General features: G+C 49.8%; 16 protein-coding genes and 2 pseudogenes. 16 read left to right on the top strand and 2 right to left on the bottom strand.

The window, feature by feature from the left end; translation table 11 throughout:
- Positions 1–151 precede the first annotated feature (151 nt).
- Positions 152–1,468, bottom strand: a complete 1,317-nt coding sequence (locus ROSEINA2194_RS13035) for an ATP-binding cassette domain-containing protein (protein ID WP_007887925.1) — start codon at positions 1,466–1,468, stop codon at positions 152–154.
- A gap of 206 nt (positions 1,469–1,674) precedes the next feature.
- Between ROSEINA2194_RS13035 and ROSEINA2194_RS13030 the strand changes: the two genes are divergently transcribed.
- From ROSEINA2194_RS13030 to ROSEINA2194_RS12980, 12 genes and pseudogenes are all read left to right on the top strand, one after another.
- Positions 1,675–3,057 carry a ParB/RepB/Spo0J family partition protein gene (locus ROSEINA2194_RS13030; protein WP_330370495.1) on the top strand — a complete coding sequence of 461 codons (1,383 nt, stop codon included), beginning with the start codon at positions 1,675–1,677 and terminating at the stop codon, positions 3,055–3,057.
- A gap of 309 nt (positions 3,058–3,366) precedes the next feature.
- Complete coding sequence (locus ROSEINA2194_RS13025) at positions 3,367–3,723, top strand: DUF7768 domain-containing protein (RefSeq protein ID WP_044928013.1); 357 nt, start codon at positions 3,367–3,369, stop codon at positions 3,721–3,723.
- A pseudogene (locus ROSEINA2194_RS23935) lies at positions 3,710–4,123 on the top strand (DNA cytosine methyltransferase); the annotation flags it as partial. The gene ROSEINA2194_RS13025 and the pseudogene ROSEINA2194_RS23935, both read left to right, overlap by 14 nt.
- 81 nt (positions 4,124–4,204) lie before the next feature.
- A complete protein-coding gene (locus ROSEINA2194_RS23930; protein WP_330370502.1) occupies positions 4,205–4,795 on the top strand; it encodes a class I SAM-dependent methyltransferase in 591 nt (196 codons plus the stop codon).
- A 4-nt stretch (positions 4,796–4,799) separates the two neighbouring features.
- A complete protein-coding gene (locus ROSEINA2194_RS13015; RefSeq protein ID WP_007887903.1) occupies positions 4,800–5,513 on the top strand; it encodes an antirestriction protein ArdA in 714 nt (237 codons plus the stop codon).
- Between the two features lie 14 nt (positions 5,514–5,527).
- On the top strand, positions 5,528–6,577 hold the full coding sequence (locus ROSEINA2194_RS13010; protein ID WP_007887900.1) for a DUF8626 domain-containing protein: 1,050 nt from the start codon (positions 5,528–5,530) through the stop codon (positions 6,575–6,577).
- A gap of 91 nt (positions 6,578–6,668) precedes the next feature.
- Positions 6,669–7,139 carry a PcfB family protein gene (locus tag ROSEINA2194_RS13005; RefSeq protein WP_007887898.1) on the top strand — a complete coding sequence of 157 codons (471 nt, stop codon included), beginning with the start codon at positions 6,669–6,671 and terminating at the stop codon, positions 7,137–7,139.
- Positions 7,136–8,959 (top strand): VirD4-like conjugal transfer protein, CD1115 family, encoded by a 1,824-nt coding sequence (locus ROSEINA2194_RS13000; protein WP_007887895.1) that lies wholly within the window; start codon positions 7,136–7,138, stop codon positions 8,957–8,959. Before ROSEINA2194_RS13005 ends, ROSEINA2194_RS13000 begins: the two co-directional genes overlap by 4 nt.
- Positions 8,960–9,048: 89 nt before the next feature.
- The gene (locus ROSEINA2194_RS20495; RefSeq protein WP_003500126.1) at positions 9,049–9,207 is read left to right on the top strand and encodes a Maff2 family mobile element protein; all 159 of its coding nucleotides are present in this window, start codon (positions 9,049–9,051) and stop codon (positions 9,205–9,207) included.
- Between the two features lie 154 nt (positions 9,208–9,361).
- Positions 9,362–9,634, top strand: coding sequence for a helix-turn-helix domain-containing protein (locus ROSEINA2194_RS12990; protein ID WP_002584334.1), 273 nt, complete (start codon positions 9,362–9,364; stop codon positions 9,632–9,634).
- Positions 9,594–9,971: a TnpV protein gene (locus ROSEINA2194_RS12985; protein WP_002584333.1), complete on the top strand. Its 378-nt coding sequence runs from the start codon at positions 9,594–9,596 to the stop codon at positions 9,969–9,971. The genes ROSEINA2194_RS12990 and ROSEINA2194_RS12985 overlap by 41 nt, the downstream gene beginning before the upstream one ends.
- Before the next feature lie 51 nt (positions 9,972–10,022).
- A complete protein-coding gene (locus ROSEINA2194_RS12980; RefSeq protein WP_002584332.1) occupies positions 10,023–10,514 on the top strand; it encodes a nucleotidyltransferase domain-containing protein in 492 nt (163 codons plus the stop codon).
- Between the two features lie 126 nt (positions 10,515–10,640).
- Here ROSEINA2194_RS12980 and ROSEINA2194_RS12975 read toward each other — a convergent pair.
- Positions 10,641–11,438 (bottom strand): annotated as a pseudogene (locus ROSEINA2194_RS12975) (helix-turn-helix domain-containing protein); the annotation flags it as partial.
- Positions 11,439–11,921: 483 nt separating this feature from the next.
- On the opposite strand from ROSEINA2194_RS12975, the gene ROSEINA2194_RS12970 reads away from it, so the two are divergent.
- The 4 genes from ROSEINA2194_RS12970 to mobQ all read left to right on the top strand — a co-directional run bounded on the left by ROSEINA2194_RS12970 (position 11,922) and on the right by mobQ (position 14,999).
- Positions 11,922–12,110 carry a hypothetical protein gene (locus ROSEINA2194_RS12970; RefSeq protein ID WP_002584330.1) on the top strand — a complete coding sequence of 63 codons (189 nt, stop codon included), beginning with the start codon at positions 11,922–11,924 and terminating at the stop codon, positions 12,108–12,110.
- Positions 12,107–12,448, top strand: coding sequence for a replication initiator protein A (locus tag ROSEINA2194_RS12965; RefSeq protein ID WP_002584329.1), 342 nt, complete (start codon positions 12,107–12,109; stop codon positions 12,446–12,448). The genes ROSEINA2194_RS12970 and ROSEINA2194_RS12965 overlap by 4 nt, the downstream gene beginning before the upstream one ends.
- A complete protein-coding gene (locus ROSEINA2194_RS12960; protein ID WP_002584328.1) occupies positions 12,441–12,737 on the top strand; it encodes a DUF3847 domain-containing protein in 297 nt (98 codons plus the stop codon). Before ROSEINA2194_RS12965 ends, ROSEINA2194_RS12960 begins: the two co-directional genes overlap by 8 nt.
- Before the next feature lie 681 nt (positions 12,738–13,418).
- Positions 13,419–14,999 carry a MobQ family relaxase gene (gene mobQ / locus ROSEINA2194_RS12950; RefSeq protein ID WP_007887873.1) on the top strand — a complete coding sequence of 527 codons (1,581 nt, stop codon included), beginning with the start codon at positions 13,419–13,421 and terminating at the stop codon, positions 14,997–14,999.
- Positions 15,000–15,004: the final 5 nt, after the last annotated feature.

Genomic DNA, 15,004 nt, shown 5'->3' with positions numbered 1-15,004 from the left:
ATATGCCTTTCGTATTGTTCCTGCCTGCTCCTATATCATCTGATTTCAGTGTATCATCATATATATTTTTCAACAATATGCAGATTCCCCAATATTCCATCTGAATTTTTATTTACTTTATCCACACCGTTTATAGACACTCTTTATTTTTCTATAATCTGATAATCTGATCGTATCCATCCATATCTTCATCAATATGTGAAATTTTCATCACAATTTTTTTTCGGTCTTTCAGCAGTTCTTTCTCCAGTTCTTTCAGTACCACTTTTGTTTCATCATCCAATCCTGCATCGATCTCATCTAAAATGACAAATGAAGTCGACGGATTCAAAAGCCATTTGAGCATAAGCAATTTCTTTTTTTCTCCTCCTGAAAGAGTTGCTCCATTTTCCTCAATATTTTTAATTTCAGGTCTCAATTTAACCTTTCTCCGCATTTGCTCAATATTGTCAGCTTTCAAATCTGCATGCGCAGCATAACGCAGATAATCCTCAACCGATTCATTCAACAGCATTTCTTCCTGTGATATATAACAAATTTCTTTATAAAATGTTTTACAATCATACGCTTCCACAGATATTCCGTTGATATATATGGTACCGCCTGTCGGCTTATAAAATCCTAAAATCATTTTTAAAAGAGAACTTTTTCCACTGCCGTTTTCTCCCTGAATCAAAATATTTTGTCCTTCCTGAACTGAAAAATTAAGATTTTTAAAAATGCTTCTTTCTTCTATTTGAAAACTTACATTCTCAAACGTTATATTTTCTACCTTTTCTAATTTTCTTCCACTTTCCAATGGAATCTCCATTAATTCCACAACATTATCGAATACCGGAATGTTTTTTATAATTACCTGTAACTGCCGCTGTACTCTCTGACTGACTTCCAACAATAAATTTGTGAGAAATAATATAGTCACTAATGTTCCCCCATTGAAATTTGTGCTCAAAAGCAGCACACCTGCCACTACAATATATATCAGTGAATGCAGACTGCTCTCTACAGTCTCACAAAAAGCGGATCGGCTCTCAGCCGTCTCTAGCAAATGCAGAAAATTATCATGAATCATTTTATTTTTCTTCAAATAATAATCTTCTAATCCGTTTGATCTGGTCACTTCAACCATATCAACCGTTTCATATATCTGGCTTGTATCTTTTTCCTGCATCACATTGCAGGTTTCATACCCCTCTAAAATCTTTTTTCCGGTAAAAAATGAAACAACCAATGTAACAAAAATGCAGATTATCAATGTCATTCCAACAGGTACACTATATAGAAACACAATTACCAGAAAAGCAAGCATACTTAATAAATTTGTAAAGCCTCCAATGGAATAAATGACAGCTATTGCAAATGCTGTATATGCCTGATTTGAAAGTACAAATTTAAACTTATCTTTCTTTTTCTGCACATTTTCCATGTAGCCGCTGTACCATAACACTTTATAAATTTGTTCCCGCATGTTCCATAATAGTTGATTGCAACGGTGTACAAAGGGAACATAATAAAAACTTAATAATGGACTGCCAATCTTACACAAAGTACCGCCCAAACGAGACTATGGGCGGTATTTTTGTATCATGGCGGAGAAAGGAGGAACTTCCCACGGGGGCTTGACTGAAAAGTTGAGCCCCTTTTTTCATGCCAAAAAACAGGAGGTAAATGCTTATGGCAGATGATAAAACCACAAAAACGTCGGAACAGCCGGTAACGGATACCGGACCGGGCAAGGAAACGCCTCCCGCTCCCCCAAAAGAGCCGGAGAAGGTTTCCGTTTCCCCGGAGCCGGAAAAAAAGACGGAACCGGAGGTAAAGAACCCACAGGTTTCTGTCTATAACTTCGCTGAAATTATGAAAGAAAAGAAAGCAGAGGAACGGGCGGCAGCTCCCAGCGTGGAAAAGCCTGACCCGGCAAAAGTGGAGAAACCGGAAAAGCAGCCGGAGGCTCCCAAAAAGGCTGTGGGAAAACAGGAAAAGCCCAAAGAGCCGGAACCGCCGAAGCGCCGGGGCCGTCCCCCGAAAGCAGATAAGGACAAGGACGCAGCCTCGAAGTCCAAAACTCCCGCACAGAAACCGGAAAAGGCGGTCAAAAAGGAACCGGAGAAAAAAACGGCTCCAACGGTGCAGACCGCTCCCACTCCGAAGGAACCCGAAAAGCCGAAGGATGCACCACGCCGGGGCAAGGAGCAAATCGTCTATATCAAGCTGAACGAGCTCTACGCCTTCAAAAACCATCCCTTTGAAGTCCGGGATGATGAAGAAATGCGGGCTATGGTGTCCAGCGTCAAGGACAAGGGCGTGACTCAGCCCGCTATCGTCCGTCCCCGTGAGGATGGCGGCTATGAGATCGTGTCCGGCCACCGCCGCCAGAAAGCCAGCGAGCTTGCCGGGTATGCGGATATGCCCTGTATCGTCCGAAACCTGACAGACGATGAAGCCATCACACAGATGGTCGAGGACAATCTCAACCAGCGTGAAGAAATCCTCCCCAGTGAGCGGGCCAAAGCCTTGAAAATGCAGCTTGAGGCTATCAAGCACCAGGGCTCCCGCACTTCGGGCCAGATTGACCCGAAGGACGCAGGCAAACGCTCCAACGAGATTGTGGCCGAGCGCAATAAGATGGCGGTCAAGCAGGTGCAGCGGTATATCCGTCTCAATGAGCTGGTTCCCGACCTGATGAAGCTGATGGATGAAAAAAGGCTGGGTTTTACTACGGCGGTGGAGCTTTCCTATATCGGCAAGAAGAACCAGAACTATATCGCCGTCGCCATTGACAGCCAGCAGTCCTCGCCTTCACAGGCGCAGGCAAAGCGTATGCGTGAGCTGGACGAAAAGAAGCTGCTCAACGGGGATGTGATCGACGGCATTATGATGGAGGACAAAAAGGAGGTAGACAAAGTGATTTTGACAGGTGCGGAACTGAGCAAGTATTTCGGCAAGGAAACTACGCCGCGGGAAATGAAGGACCAGATCATCAAGCTGCTGGACGACTGGAAGGGTCAGCAGAAGGAACACGAAAAGCCGGAGAAGAAAACCGAACAGGAAAAATAAGCCCAAACTTCGGGTCAGCATGGCCCGAGGATTGCGGGGCTCTGCCCCGCGCCCCGAAGCTCTGGAGATATAAATTATTCCCCGTCGCCAGTTATTCCGTAGCATAGCCGGGAAAATCAGTCAAGGGCAGCGCCGCCGCAGGCGGTGCCAGAGGCACCCTTGACGGATTTCTCCCGGTTATGCTTTTTCCCGGTCAAGCGACGGGGATATAAATTCTCCAGAGCCGTTCCCCTTCCCGGGGGAAGGGGCGGAGGGGTTGGGCGAACTCTTGCTTTTCCCTAAACCAAAACAGAAATGGAGGCTCAACCAATGAAACGACCTTTAGCATACCTGACTGCCGCATGGAGCGGCGAGCCGGATGTTGATATGGAGCTGGCGGCCCACTACTGCCGTCTTACTTATGAGGCGGGCTTTTCCCCGATCTGCCCGCTCTTGTACCTGCCGCTGTTTTTGAATGACAGCGTTCCCGAGGAACATAAGGCCGGGATTGATATGCGCCGGGATATGCTGCGGCGTTCCCATACCCTGATCGTCTGCGGCAGCGTTGTGGACGAGGATGTGAAAAACGATATTGCGGTTGCCGGACGGCTGGGCATTGCGGCGACAACGCTGGAAGGGGTGCTTGCCGTGAAGGGACACGGCACCCCGGGCCATGCCGGACATTAAGCTGGGGAGCCTTTTTGACGGGATCGGCGTGTTCCCTCTGGCTGCTTCCCGGTGCGGTATCCGTCCGGTATGGGCCAGCGAGATTGAAAAAGCGCCCATCTCCATAACCAAAAGGCACTTTCCCGATATGGCGCATTTGGGGGATATTACGAAGGTGGACGGCGGGAAAATCCCGCCGGTCCATGTGATAACCTTCGGCTCTCCCTGTCAGAACCTTTCTCTGATCGGCAACCGCTCCGGCCTTGCCGGGGCAAAATCAAGCCTGTTCTATCAGGCGTTTCGTATCATACAGGAAATGAGGGATGCTACTGATAACCTATATCCAGCTATCGCTGTTTGGGAAAACGTCATGGGAGCGTTTTCTACAAATGACCGGATGGACTTTAGAGCCGTCTTATCCGCCTTCTCGGACACCGAAGTTCCAATGCCTCCTTCGGGAAGATGGGGAAACGCCGGAATGGTGCGAGGGGGAACGCCTGATGTGTGCTGGCGGCTCATGGACGCCCAGTATTGGGCAGGCTCCCGAAGGCTGGCACGAAGGCAGCGGATTTTCGTCGTGGCAGATTTTGGAGGCAGACGTGCCGCAGACATACTATTTAAGCCCCGTCCAATGCTCCCACTTCCTCCGCCTTGCGGAGAGGGCGGGCGGGCCGCCGCCGAAGGAGATCGAACAGCTTCTTTTGAAACAGGGCGGCAGATACCAGTCATCCACCCCTTTCAGTGCTTCCGTATGCGGGGAGCGGCAAAAAGGCAGGAAGAAACGGCCTTCCGAAACAGCTTCGGATTACCAACTGACCCTTTTCCCACTCTTTTAGCCAGTGATGTAACGCCCTTTGCCTTCTGGTATGAGGGCGACCCGGAGGGCGGCTGTATCCGTTTTCTGACGGAAACAGAAAGCGAACGGCTGATGGGGCTGCCAGAGGGCTGGACAAAGTACGGGGCGGACGGCGTGGAGATTCGGCCTCTGCAACGCTACAAGGCGCTGGGAAATGCGATTGCCCTCCCTTGCGCCGATTACATTATGGCCGGGATTTATGAGGTGCTGGCTGACCGGGCCGGAAAGGAGGAATGAGCCCATGTTTGAAGCCTATATAACCAATACAGCCCTATACCCCTTAATGGGGATCGAGGTAGGGACAACGGTACATTTCCCCATGACGACACAGGAGTTGCAGGCCGCCCTTGCCAAAATCGGGATAGACGGAAAACGGTACAGCGAAGTGTTCTTTACCAGCTTTGACAGTGATGTGCTGGGGCTCTACGATCATCTCTACGAATGTGAGAACATCGACGAGCTGAACGAGCTGGGCCACGCCCTGCTGGAAGTACGGGATAAGGGCGGACTGGAAACCTTTGAAGCCGCTCTTGTCTTAGGAAACCACACAAGGAGCGTGAAGGATTTGATAAACCTGACGCAGAACCTTGACCTGTACCGCTTTTACCCGGATATTTCTAATGATGAAGGGCTGGGCCGTCTTTACGCCGACGAGCTTGGGACTATCGACATACCGGAGCATATTCAGAACTACTTCGATTATGAGGCATACGGACGGGATGTGCGTATCAACGAGGGCGGCGTATTCGCTCCCGGTGGGTATGTCTCGGCAGTCCCGAAGGGCTTCAAGGAGTATTACCACGGGCCGCAGGACATTCCGCCGGAACACCGGATATTTGCCTACCCTGAAAAGGCCGAGCCTGTCCACTCCATTCTCGCTGCACTCAAACGGTTTCAAGAAGCCCCGCCCGCTCCGAAAAAGGACAAGGCGGAGCCTTCCCATGAAGAACGGTAAGACTTCGGGCCAGCATGGCCCGAAGCATGAAGGAGGTGCATACCATCAACTATTACCCTATCAATGAAGGGGCCGCCCGCCGGGCAAAAGAAATGAACAGCTTTTCCGACTACAAGGAAGGGAGCGCAACGGCGGAATACCGGGCAATGGTGGACAAGGCCGCCGCCATAGCGGAACAGCAGAAATCCCGGGTGGACCCCATGTACCATGAGAAGATCGACCATCTGTTAGACACCTACGCCCGCAAGCTGGCCGAAAACATGAACCAAGGCTTTGCCATTGACGCGAGGGTTCCCTCTGTGCTGATCGCCGGGCCTTCCAATTTCCCGGTGGGAAAGAAGGAAAAACAGAACCGGGCCCGGGACAGCAACATGGAGGAATGGCGGTATATTCAAGGGCTGCTGGATAAGATATGCAGTACCGGCATGGGCGGGATCAGCGCCGATGACCCGACAGCGATTGAAAAGCTCCAGAAGAAGCTGGACGGGCTGGAACGCTCCCAGCTCATTATGAAGGAGGTCAACGCCTATTACCGCAAGCATGGCAAGCTGGACGGCTGTGCGCTGCTGTCGCCGGACCAGATTGAAAAGCTGAAAGCCAGCATGGCGTCAAGCTGGCGGAGCGACCCGAGGCCCTTTGAAAGTTACCAGCTTACCAACAACAATGCGGAGATCCGCCGGGTAAAGGCCCGTATCGAACAGCTTTCCAAACAGGCGCAGCGGGAGTTTTCCGGCTGGGAGTTCGACGGGGGCCGTGTGGAGATGAACCGGGAGGACAACCGCTTGCAGGTATTCTTTGATGGAAAGCCTGACGCGGACACCCGGGCCGAGCTGAAAAGCAGCGGCTTTCGCTGGGCTCCCAGCGTGGGCGCATGGCAGAGGCAGCTCACGGACAACGCCATCCGGGCGGCTGACCGTTTGGAATGTATCAAGCCGCTGTCCGGCGAAAAGCCCTCCCAGCTTCAAAAGAAGCCCTCTATCTTGCAGACCATGCGGGAACAGGGCGAAAAAGTCCAGACGGAGCCGGAAAAGAAAGCTCCGTCCGGCAGGGATGCCGAGCGGTAAGCCTCGGGCCACATTGGCCCGAGGCTTTCTGTTTCCCGAGATTGTACGGGGGCCTCCCGGATAGCGGGGACCCCGACGGAAAGGAGGTTTTATGCAGGAAGAAGTAAACCAAAAAACAGTTGCCCTTTCGATCAGGACAACGAAGCTCACGGGAAAGGTGCTGGCTGCTGCGCTTGGGAAGGTGGCGCGGGCAGTACAAAAGCACCACCGGAAAGCGCTGACCCCGCAGGGACGCCAGAGCGTAAAAAAGCTGATGAACCACTATGGCGGCAAAAGCGCCATGCCCTATGTGGGAGCCCCAAAGGATTTTGACCGGATTGCGAAGGAGTTCCATGTGGACTACGCTTTCCATAAAGTGAGCCCCGGCCATTACCTGCTGTTCTTCAAAGCCAATCAGGCGGACGCTATCACGGCGGCCTTCCAGAAGTACAGCGCAAAGGTGCTGAACAAAGAGCAGGACAAGGCTTCCATCCTCGGTCAGCTTCGGAAATTCACGGAGCAGATCAGGACGCAGGCAAAGGAAAAGCAGCGGACCAGAGAGGCGGTGAAGGACGGACGTTGAGTGACAAGATCAGAAAATATGTGCTCCCCACCCTGCCGTACCTCTTTGTGTTCTGGTTCTTCTCCAAAATCGGGACGGCCTACCGGATCGCCCCCGGCACAGACTTCGGGACAAAGCTCATGGGGATGCTCGATACTTTCCCCAAAGCCTTTGAAACCTACTGGCCGGGGCTGGGCGGTATTGACCTGCTGGTGGGCCTTGCCGGTGCGGCTGGGATGTATCTGCTGATACAGTCAAAGATCAGGAAGGCAAAGAAATTCCGGCGGGATGCGGAGTACGGCACCGCCCGCTTCGGAACAAAGGAGGATATAAAGCCGTTTGTAGACCCTAAATTTCAGAACAATGTCATTCTGACAGGGACGGAGTTCCTTACCATGAACACCCGTCCGAAGATACCCGCCAATGCCCGGAACCTAAACGCCTGTGTCATCGGCTCGTCCGGTTCGGGTAAGACAAGGTTCTGGCTGACCCCGCAGCTCCTTCAAGCTCATTCCTCGTATGTGGTGGTAGACCCGAAGGGCGGCACCCTCGATCAGTGCGGGCGGTTCCTGCAACGGGAGAAATACAGGGTGCGGGTGTTCAACAGTATCGACTTTTCAAAATCCATGCACTACAATCCGCTGGCCTATATCAAGACGGAAAGCGATGTTTTGAAATTCGTTACTGCTCTGATCGCCAACACCAAAGGCGACGGCAAGGAGGGCGACGAGTTCTGGACTAAAGCTGAAACCCTCTTGTACTGCGCCCTTGTGGCCTACATCGTCTTTGAGGGGCCGGAGGAAGAACGCAACATGAATACGCTGGTGGAAATGATAAACAGCATGGAAGTCCGGGAGGATGACGAAACCTTCAAAAATGCGGTGGACTATATGTTTGACGGGTTGGAACGTCGCAGCCCCCAGCACTTCGCCGTGAGGCAGTATAAGAAATACAAGCTCGCCAGCGGCAAGACGGCAAAAAGCATCTTGATTTCCTGCGGTGCAAGACTGGCTCCTTTTGATATTCCCCAGCTTCGGGAGATCATGTCCTATGACGAGCTGGATCTTGATAAGCTGGGGGATGAAAAATCGGCGCTGTTCTTTCTTATCAGCGACACGGACACCACCTACAACTTTTTGGTTGCCCTTGCTTTTTCGCAGATGTTCAACCTTCTGTGTGAACGGGCTGACAACACCTATGGCGGGCGTCTGCCCTACCATGTGCGGGTGCTATGGGACGAGGCTGCCAACACCGGGCAGGTGCCGGGGCTGGAAAAGATCGTGGCCGTCATTCGTTCCCGGGAGATCAGCCTGACGCTCTTTTATCAGGCTATGAGCCAGTGCAAGGCATTGTACAAAGACCATTCCGAAACCATCATGGGAAACATGGACAGTATCGTGTTCCTCGGAGGCCGGGAGGCTTCCACCCTAAAGGATATTTCGGAAAACTGGCTGGGCAAGGCCACCATCTCTATGCAGACCGAGGGCCGAAGCCGGGGACAGTCTGAAAGTTACAGCCAGAATATGCAGCGGCTTGGCCGGGAACTGATGACCACCAGCGAGATCACCACCATGCCCGGGGATAAATGTATCTTGCAGCTTCGGGGGCTCCCGCCTTTTCTATCCCCAAAGTATGACTTGAAAAAGCACCCGAATTACAAGTACACAGCCGAATTTGATAAAAAGAAAAACGCCTTCCGCTTGGAAAGCCTGTTCCGCCACCGGCCATTGAGACTAAAGCCGGAGGACGAATATACGGTGTACGAAGTGGACGGCTCCGACACGGACGAAGAAGCTGACCTGTTGAACTTCGATGATCTGGACAGCGACGAGTTTGTGTAACTTCGGGCCATGATGACCCGAAGCGCCGCCGATGTGGGCGGCTTTTTTTGTACCCAAAACCATCAAACAAACAAAATGGAGGAACGTATATGGAATTTTTCAATCAGGCAATCGACATTCTTAAAATTCTGGTCATGGCTCTTGGCGCTGGTCTGGCGGTATGGGGCGTCATCAACCTTCTGGAAGGTTACGGGTCGGACAACCCTGCGGCAAAATCACAGGGCATTAAGCAGTTCATGGCTAATTAAAGGGAACAAAAAGAAAGGAAAAGCCAATCCAGACGGTATCAGCGGCAGGCTACAAGAATAAATTGTGATTTCACAAGATTGGTGCTATAATAAGAGAAAAGTTCCTGCCGGGGCAGCCGCTCCGGTGGTATGGATAGAAAGGCAGGAAAACAATATGCACATCAGCTATAAACCACTCTGGCACACACTGTTAGAGCGTGATATGAGAAAAGAGGATTTAAGGCTTGCCGCTGGTATGACAACAAATATGATTGCCAACATGAGCAAAGAGGGAAAGCACATCAGCATGGATACATTAGCCCGTATCTGCGAAACGCTGAATTGTGAGATTACCGATGTGATTGAGTTAGTACCAGACGAGCCTGCTTCCACAGGAGGTAAGGAACATGAGCGAATTGAAACCAAGAATAAAAGAAAACGGAATTGATTATATCCTTGTTGGAGATTACTACATCCCGGACTTGAAGTTGCCGGAGGAACACCGCCCCATCGGAAAGTACGGACGGATGCACCGGGAATATTTAAGAGAAGTCTGCCCAGCCAGATTACACACATTGACCCTGACCGGGGAATTGTGGACATATCTTGCAGACCTGAACGAACAGGCACAGAAACGGTTAGACACCATCATGGAGCAGATGAAAGCTGCCGAGGGCGTGACCGAGGAATTGAAGCGTACCCGTCAAATGGAATGGGTGCAGCGTTGCAATAACATTCACAACCGGGCAGAAGAAATTGTTTTACATGAGATGATTTATTCATAACGGTATGGTAGAATGATTATTACAAATTAGAAGTTGTAAAGGAGACTTTGTATGGGTAGAAAAGAAATAACAACAAAAGAAGATTTAATGAAAGTAATAGAATTATTCGAAAATACTGGAATTACATACTGGTTGGATGGCGGATGGGGTGTAGATATTTTAGCTGGTAAACAAACAAGAATTCATAGAGATATAGATATAAATTTTGATGCTCAACATACGGAAAAATTGTTAAATGTGCTTTTGAATCTGGGCTATAAAATTGATACAGACTGGAAACCGGTTAGAATAGAGTTATATAGTGATGAACTTGGTTACTTAGACATTCACCCGTTCGTTTTAAGTGAGGACGGAACTTCAAAACAAGCTGATTTAGAGGGTGGCTGGTATGAGTTTGAAAAAGATTACTTTGGTAGTGCTTTTTTTGAAGGAAAAACAATTCCTTGTATATCCTTAAAAGGCCAAAGAGTTTTCCATTCAGGTTATGAATTAAGAGATAAAGATAAGCATGATATTTCAATTCTTGAAAGTTTATCAAAATAACATTGCTGTAATTTCTAAGATAAATTCCACTTTATCGCTTTGAAATTTTAACTGAATAAGTATAGCACCAACCGCTGCTACATGGAAGCAAACACAACCATGCAACAGCGGTTTTTCTTTACCGTTTTTCCTTTGACTGATAGGAGTTCCTGTTTTCTTTGATTTTTGTAGAATCCGAATGAGCCAGCGAAATTCTTCGTCTGACAGATTTTTATAGTTGATGCCGAGCTGCTTGCAGTAAAGGACAACCAGCTTTTCATCCCGACTGCCCTTGAAATTTTCAACCGCTTCCAAATTTTCTTTCAATTCATCGGCAACGGTGGTCTGGGGCGCACTCTCGCTGTCCTTTTTGTGGGCTTCCCGAATATCCCGGATAATGAGATTGAGGTCATCAAGAACCATGTGGCTGAAATATTCATCATCGCTGATATGGGCGGCTTGCAGCACTTTCAAATGCGGGTCGTCTTCGCCGGGGCGATACCGTTCAATGATTTCATGCCGGACAGTATCGACAAGGGCGTTGAGGTTTTGAATCTGCATGGTGGCAATCCCATCTACATAAATCTCAATGTCCGCAAGAAACTTGATAAAGTCCTTATGAGTGGCAAGCTCACAGAGCAGACGGTTGTTAATCCGACCGCCTTTCAGAAGTGCCACCATCTCATCATTCAAATGCAGCTCTGTTAGTGGCGTGTTGATCTGCTCCCGGTTCTCTGTCCGGCACAGCAGATAATCAACGGAAACCCCATAGAAGTCTGCCAGCGTGATAAGGTTGCCATGATTGATTTCCTTATAATCCTCTTTTTCATAACTGCCAAGAGCTGATTTGGAAATGCCCGTCAGCTCTGATAATTCTTCCAGATTTAAGCCTTTGTCCTTGCGGAGTTCCCAAAGGCGTTCCTGTATGCTTGTCGCTCCTTTCATGGGCGCACGCTCCTTTCCGGCGGTTTCATTACTGCCGCTTAACTGGATTATATCATACTTTCCGCAATCGTGGAAATTTCTGATTTTTACCCTTAATTCCTACTTTGTGGACATACGGCACAGGGCACAAAAATGTTCTATGATACAGGTAGTTCATCGATGGATTATTCCAATCGAATGACCAGCCTGTGTGGGATATGCTTCCCCGGCGATGTAGCGCCATGACTTTTGGCAGGGATATGGAGGAACCCTGACCGAAACGAGCGTACCAAAGGGAGCAATACGCCGCTGTGAGATTCAGGGGAGGAACGACACCGGGGAGAACTGGCGAACTGATACCGAAATGATACCGAAACACGACAATCTGATAGGGGGATAGTCTACCCTATTGCTGATACTTCTGGAGATTTTAGACGGCTCTATGACCGTAATTTTGCCGAAAATCGCCCCGAAACTATACACTAAAACGGGAGGAAACGCAATATGCCGAGAATGAGCAAAAAGAGGAAGCATGAGCTTTCTTTTTACCTCAATGACCGGGGGCGTGTCACTTACAACGAATTATGCCGGAAATGCAAGCATGGGTGCAAGCAGAGCTTCCGGGCGGTTGTGGTTGACTGCCCCCGTTATTTATCCAAAAGAGCAAAGAAAAAGGAGGAACACACCGAATGAATTTTGAATTTATGACGATAGGCACACCGTTGCCGCCCTGTATGCCCTTTCCCAGAGCGTTGACAGGATTTCCAGTCAGCAGCACCGCAAAGGTCATGTACTGCCGGATGTTGGACGCTATGCTATCCAACGGACAGGAGGACGAGAACGGAATCCTGTTTATCTGCTTCCCTGTCACAGCCATTGCCGCAGTCCTGTCCCGCAGCCCCATGACGGTCAAGCGTTCTCTGAATGAACTGGAAACCGCCGGACTGATCATGCGAGTGCGTCAGGGCGTTGGAGAACCAAACAGGATTTATGTGCTGATACCGGGAAAGGAGGACGCTGCCCTTGCCTGATACCTCAAAGCTGGAAAAGCTCAACCGAGAGTTGGAAAAGAGTGAAAAGAAACTGCGGAAAGCCATCAATGATGAAAAGGCATTGCAGCACCAGCTAAAGCAGCTTACCCGAAAAGAACGGACACACCGGCTCTGTACTCGTGGCGGTATGCTGGAAAGTTTTCTGCAAGAGCCGGAACGCCTGACAGATGATGATGTCATGCTGTTGTTGACACTCATTTTTCACAGGCAGGACACGCAGGAACTATTGAAGAAACTGCTGGAACGTGAGAAGCCGGAAACCCCTTAGTTTACTAAGGGCGCAATTATACACCACCCAGAGGTTGGTGCATTGCGTTCTCCGAAGGCTCCTCACCGGAGGGCTGTGATTTTCCGCAGTCATGGTCTGCTCCAAATCAAACAGGGGACGCTACGCTTCCCCTGCGCTGGCTGCCGCCAGCTACCCTTTTGTGGACTTGCCATCTGGGGACACCTTGCGTTGCAAGTTGTTCCCAGCCGACAAGTTTTACAAAATCTCTCTATACTTTGACGGTCGAATAAAGTATAATGAAGTCAACGACTAATCGGAAGTTCAATGTGAGGAAAATTAGATGAAGAAAAAGTCTTATTGGTTAAGTATTAGTGTGTTCGTATTGATACTGATATGGACAGTTTATTATTATGCAATGCAGTACACAGGAGGATTTGCAGACTTAAAGGACTCTATTGTTTGTGGGATTGTAGGTTTGATATGTATCGTATTTATCGTGAAAAGAACTATTGACTTTTTGAAAAACAAAAAATCGTAAAATTCAAGTTTGCCACCCACACATCGGGTCAACTTGTCCCGAACTTTTACAGCTAAATATCCGCCGCCTTCACAGCGGCACACCGAGCAGGAAATCTGAAAAAGGTCTCCTGCTTTTTTTCTGCCAAAATGAGGTGGTAAAACGCCACCCCATCCACCAATTACCGAAAGGAGGGACACGAAATGCCCTGCCCACACAACGAAATCACGATTGTTCAGCGCAGCCAGCGGCAGTCTGCGGTTGCCGCCGCTGCTTACCAAAGCGGCGAAAAGCTGTTCTGTGAATACGACCAGCAAGTGAAGCACTACCCGGAAAAGCGTGGTATTGTCCACAATGAAATCCTGCTCCCACCTAATGCCCCACAGGAATATGCAGACCGCAATACTTTGTGGAACGCCGCCGAAGCGGTGGAAAAACAATGGAACTCCCAGCTTGCAAGGCGGTGGGTGCTTACCATCCCCAGAGAGATACCGCCCGACCAGTATGCTGTCCTTGTCCGGGAGTTTTGTGAGCAGCAGTTTGTTTCCAAAGGCATGATTGCTGATTTTGCAATCCATGACCCCCATCCGCCGGGACACAATCCCCACGCCCATGTCATGCTCACTATGAGGGCAATGGACGAACATGGAAAATGGCTTCCCAAGAGCCGCAAGGTTTATGACCTTGACGAAAACGGGGAACGGATAAAACTTCCGTCCGGCAGATGGAAAAGCCACAAGGAGGATACGGTTGACTGGAACGACCAGAAGTATTGCGAAATCTGGCGGCATGAATGGGAGGTCATCCAGAACCGCTATCTGGAAGCCAATGACCGCCCAGAGCGTGTGGACTTGCGTTCTTATGCCAGACAGGGGCTTGATATTATCCCTACTGTCCATGAGGGAGCTGCTGTCCGGCAGATGGAAAAGCGGGGTATCCAGACGAACATCGGCAACCTGAACCGGGAAATCAGAGCCGCCAACCGCCTGATGAAGTCCATCCGGCAGCTTATCCAAAACCTCAAAGGCTGGATTACCGAGCTGGGAGAAAAACGGAAAGAACTGCTTGCACAAAAGGCGGCGGAGGAAGCGACACTTCTTCCCAATCTACTGATGAAATATATGGAGATACGAAAGGAAGAACGGAAGGACTGGACGAGGTCTGGACAGAACCGGGGGACTTCACAGGACTTAAAGGCAGTCAGCGAAGCCCTGTCCTATCTCCAGCAAAAGGGGCTTTCCACTGTGGAGGACTTAGAAGCATTTCTGGAATCTTCCGGGAAATCAGCCGCAGATTACCGCAATCAGATGAAGCCAAAGGAAGCCCGAAGCAAAGTGATTGACGGGATTCTTGCCAGCCGGACAGACTGCAAGGAATGTAAGCCTGTCTATGAGAAGTACCAGAAGATATTTTTTAAGAAAACAAAGGAGAAATTCAAACAGGAACACCCGGAGGTTGCCCGGTATGAAAAAGCCGCCACCCACCTTGCCAAGCACCCAGATGATAAGGACAGTACCCAAAAGGAGCTGCAAGAGGAGCAGGAAACGCTTCTGGAAGAAATCGCAGAGTTGAAAGTACCACTGACCGAGGTACAGGAGGATTTGAAGAAGCTGCGGGACATCCGCTACTGGGTACGGAAAGCCACACCCGGCACAGAGGAAAGTAAAGAGCCGCCCAAGAAGCAGCCCATCAAGGAAGTCTTGCAGGATAAGGCAGACGAGAAAAAGGCTCAAAGAACCGCCCCGGCACAGGCGAAACACAGACAACAGGATATGGAACTTTAACAGGC

This window comes from Roseburia inulinivorans DSM 16841 (assembly GCF_000174195.1).
Lineage (GTDB): Bacteria > Bacillota > Clostridia > Lachnospirales > Lachnospiraceae > Roseburia > Roseburia inulinivorans.
Note: the sequence above shows the minus strand (reverse complement) of the source record. Positions and strands in the feature narration are given on the sequence as shown.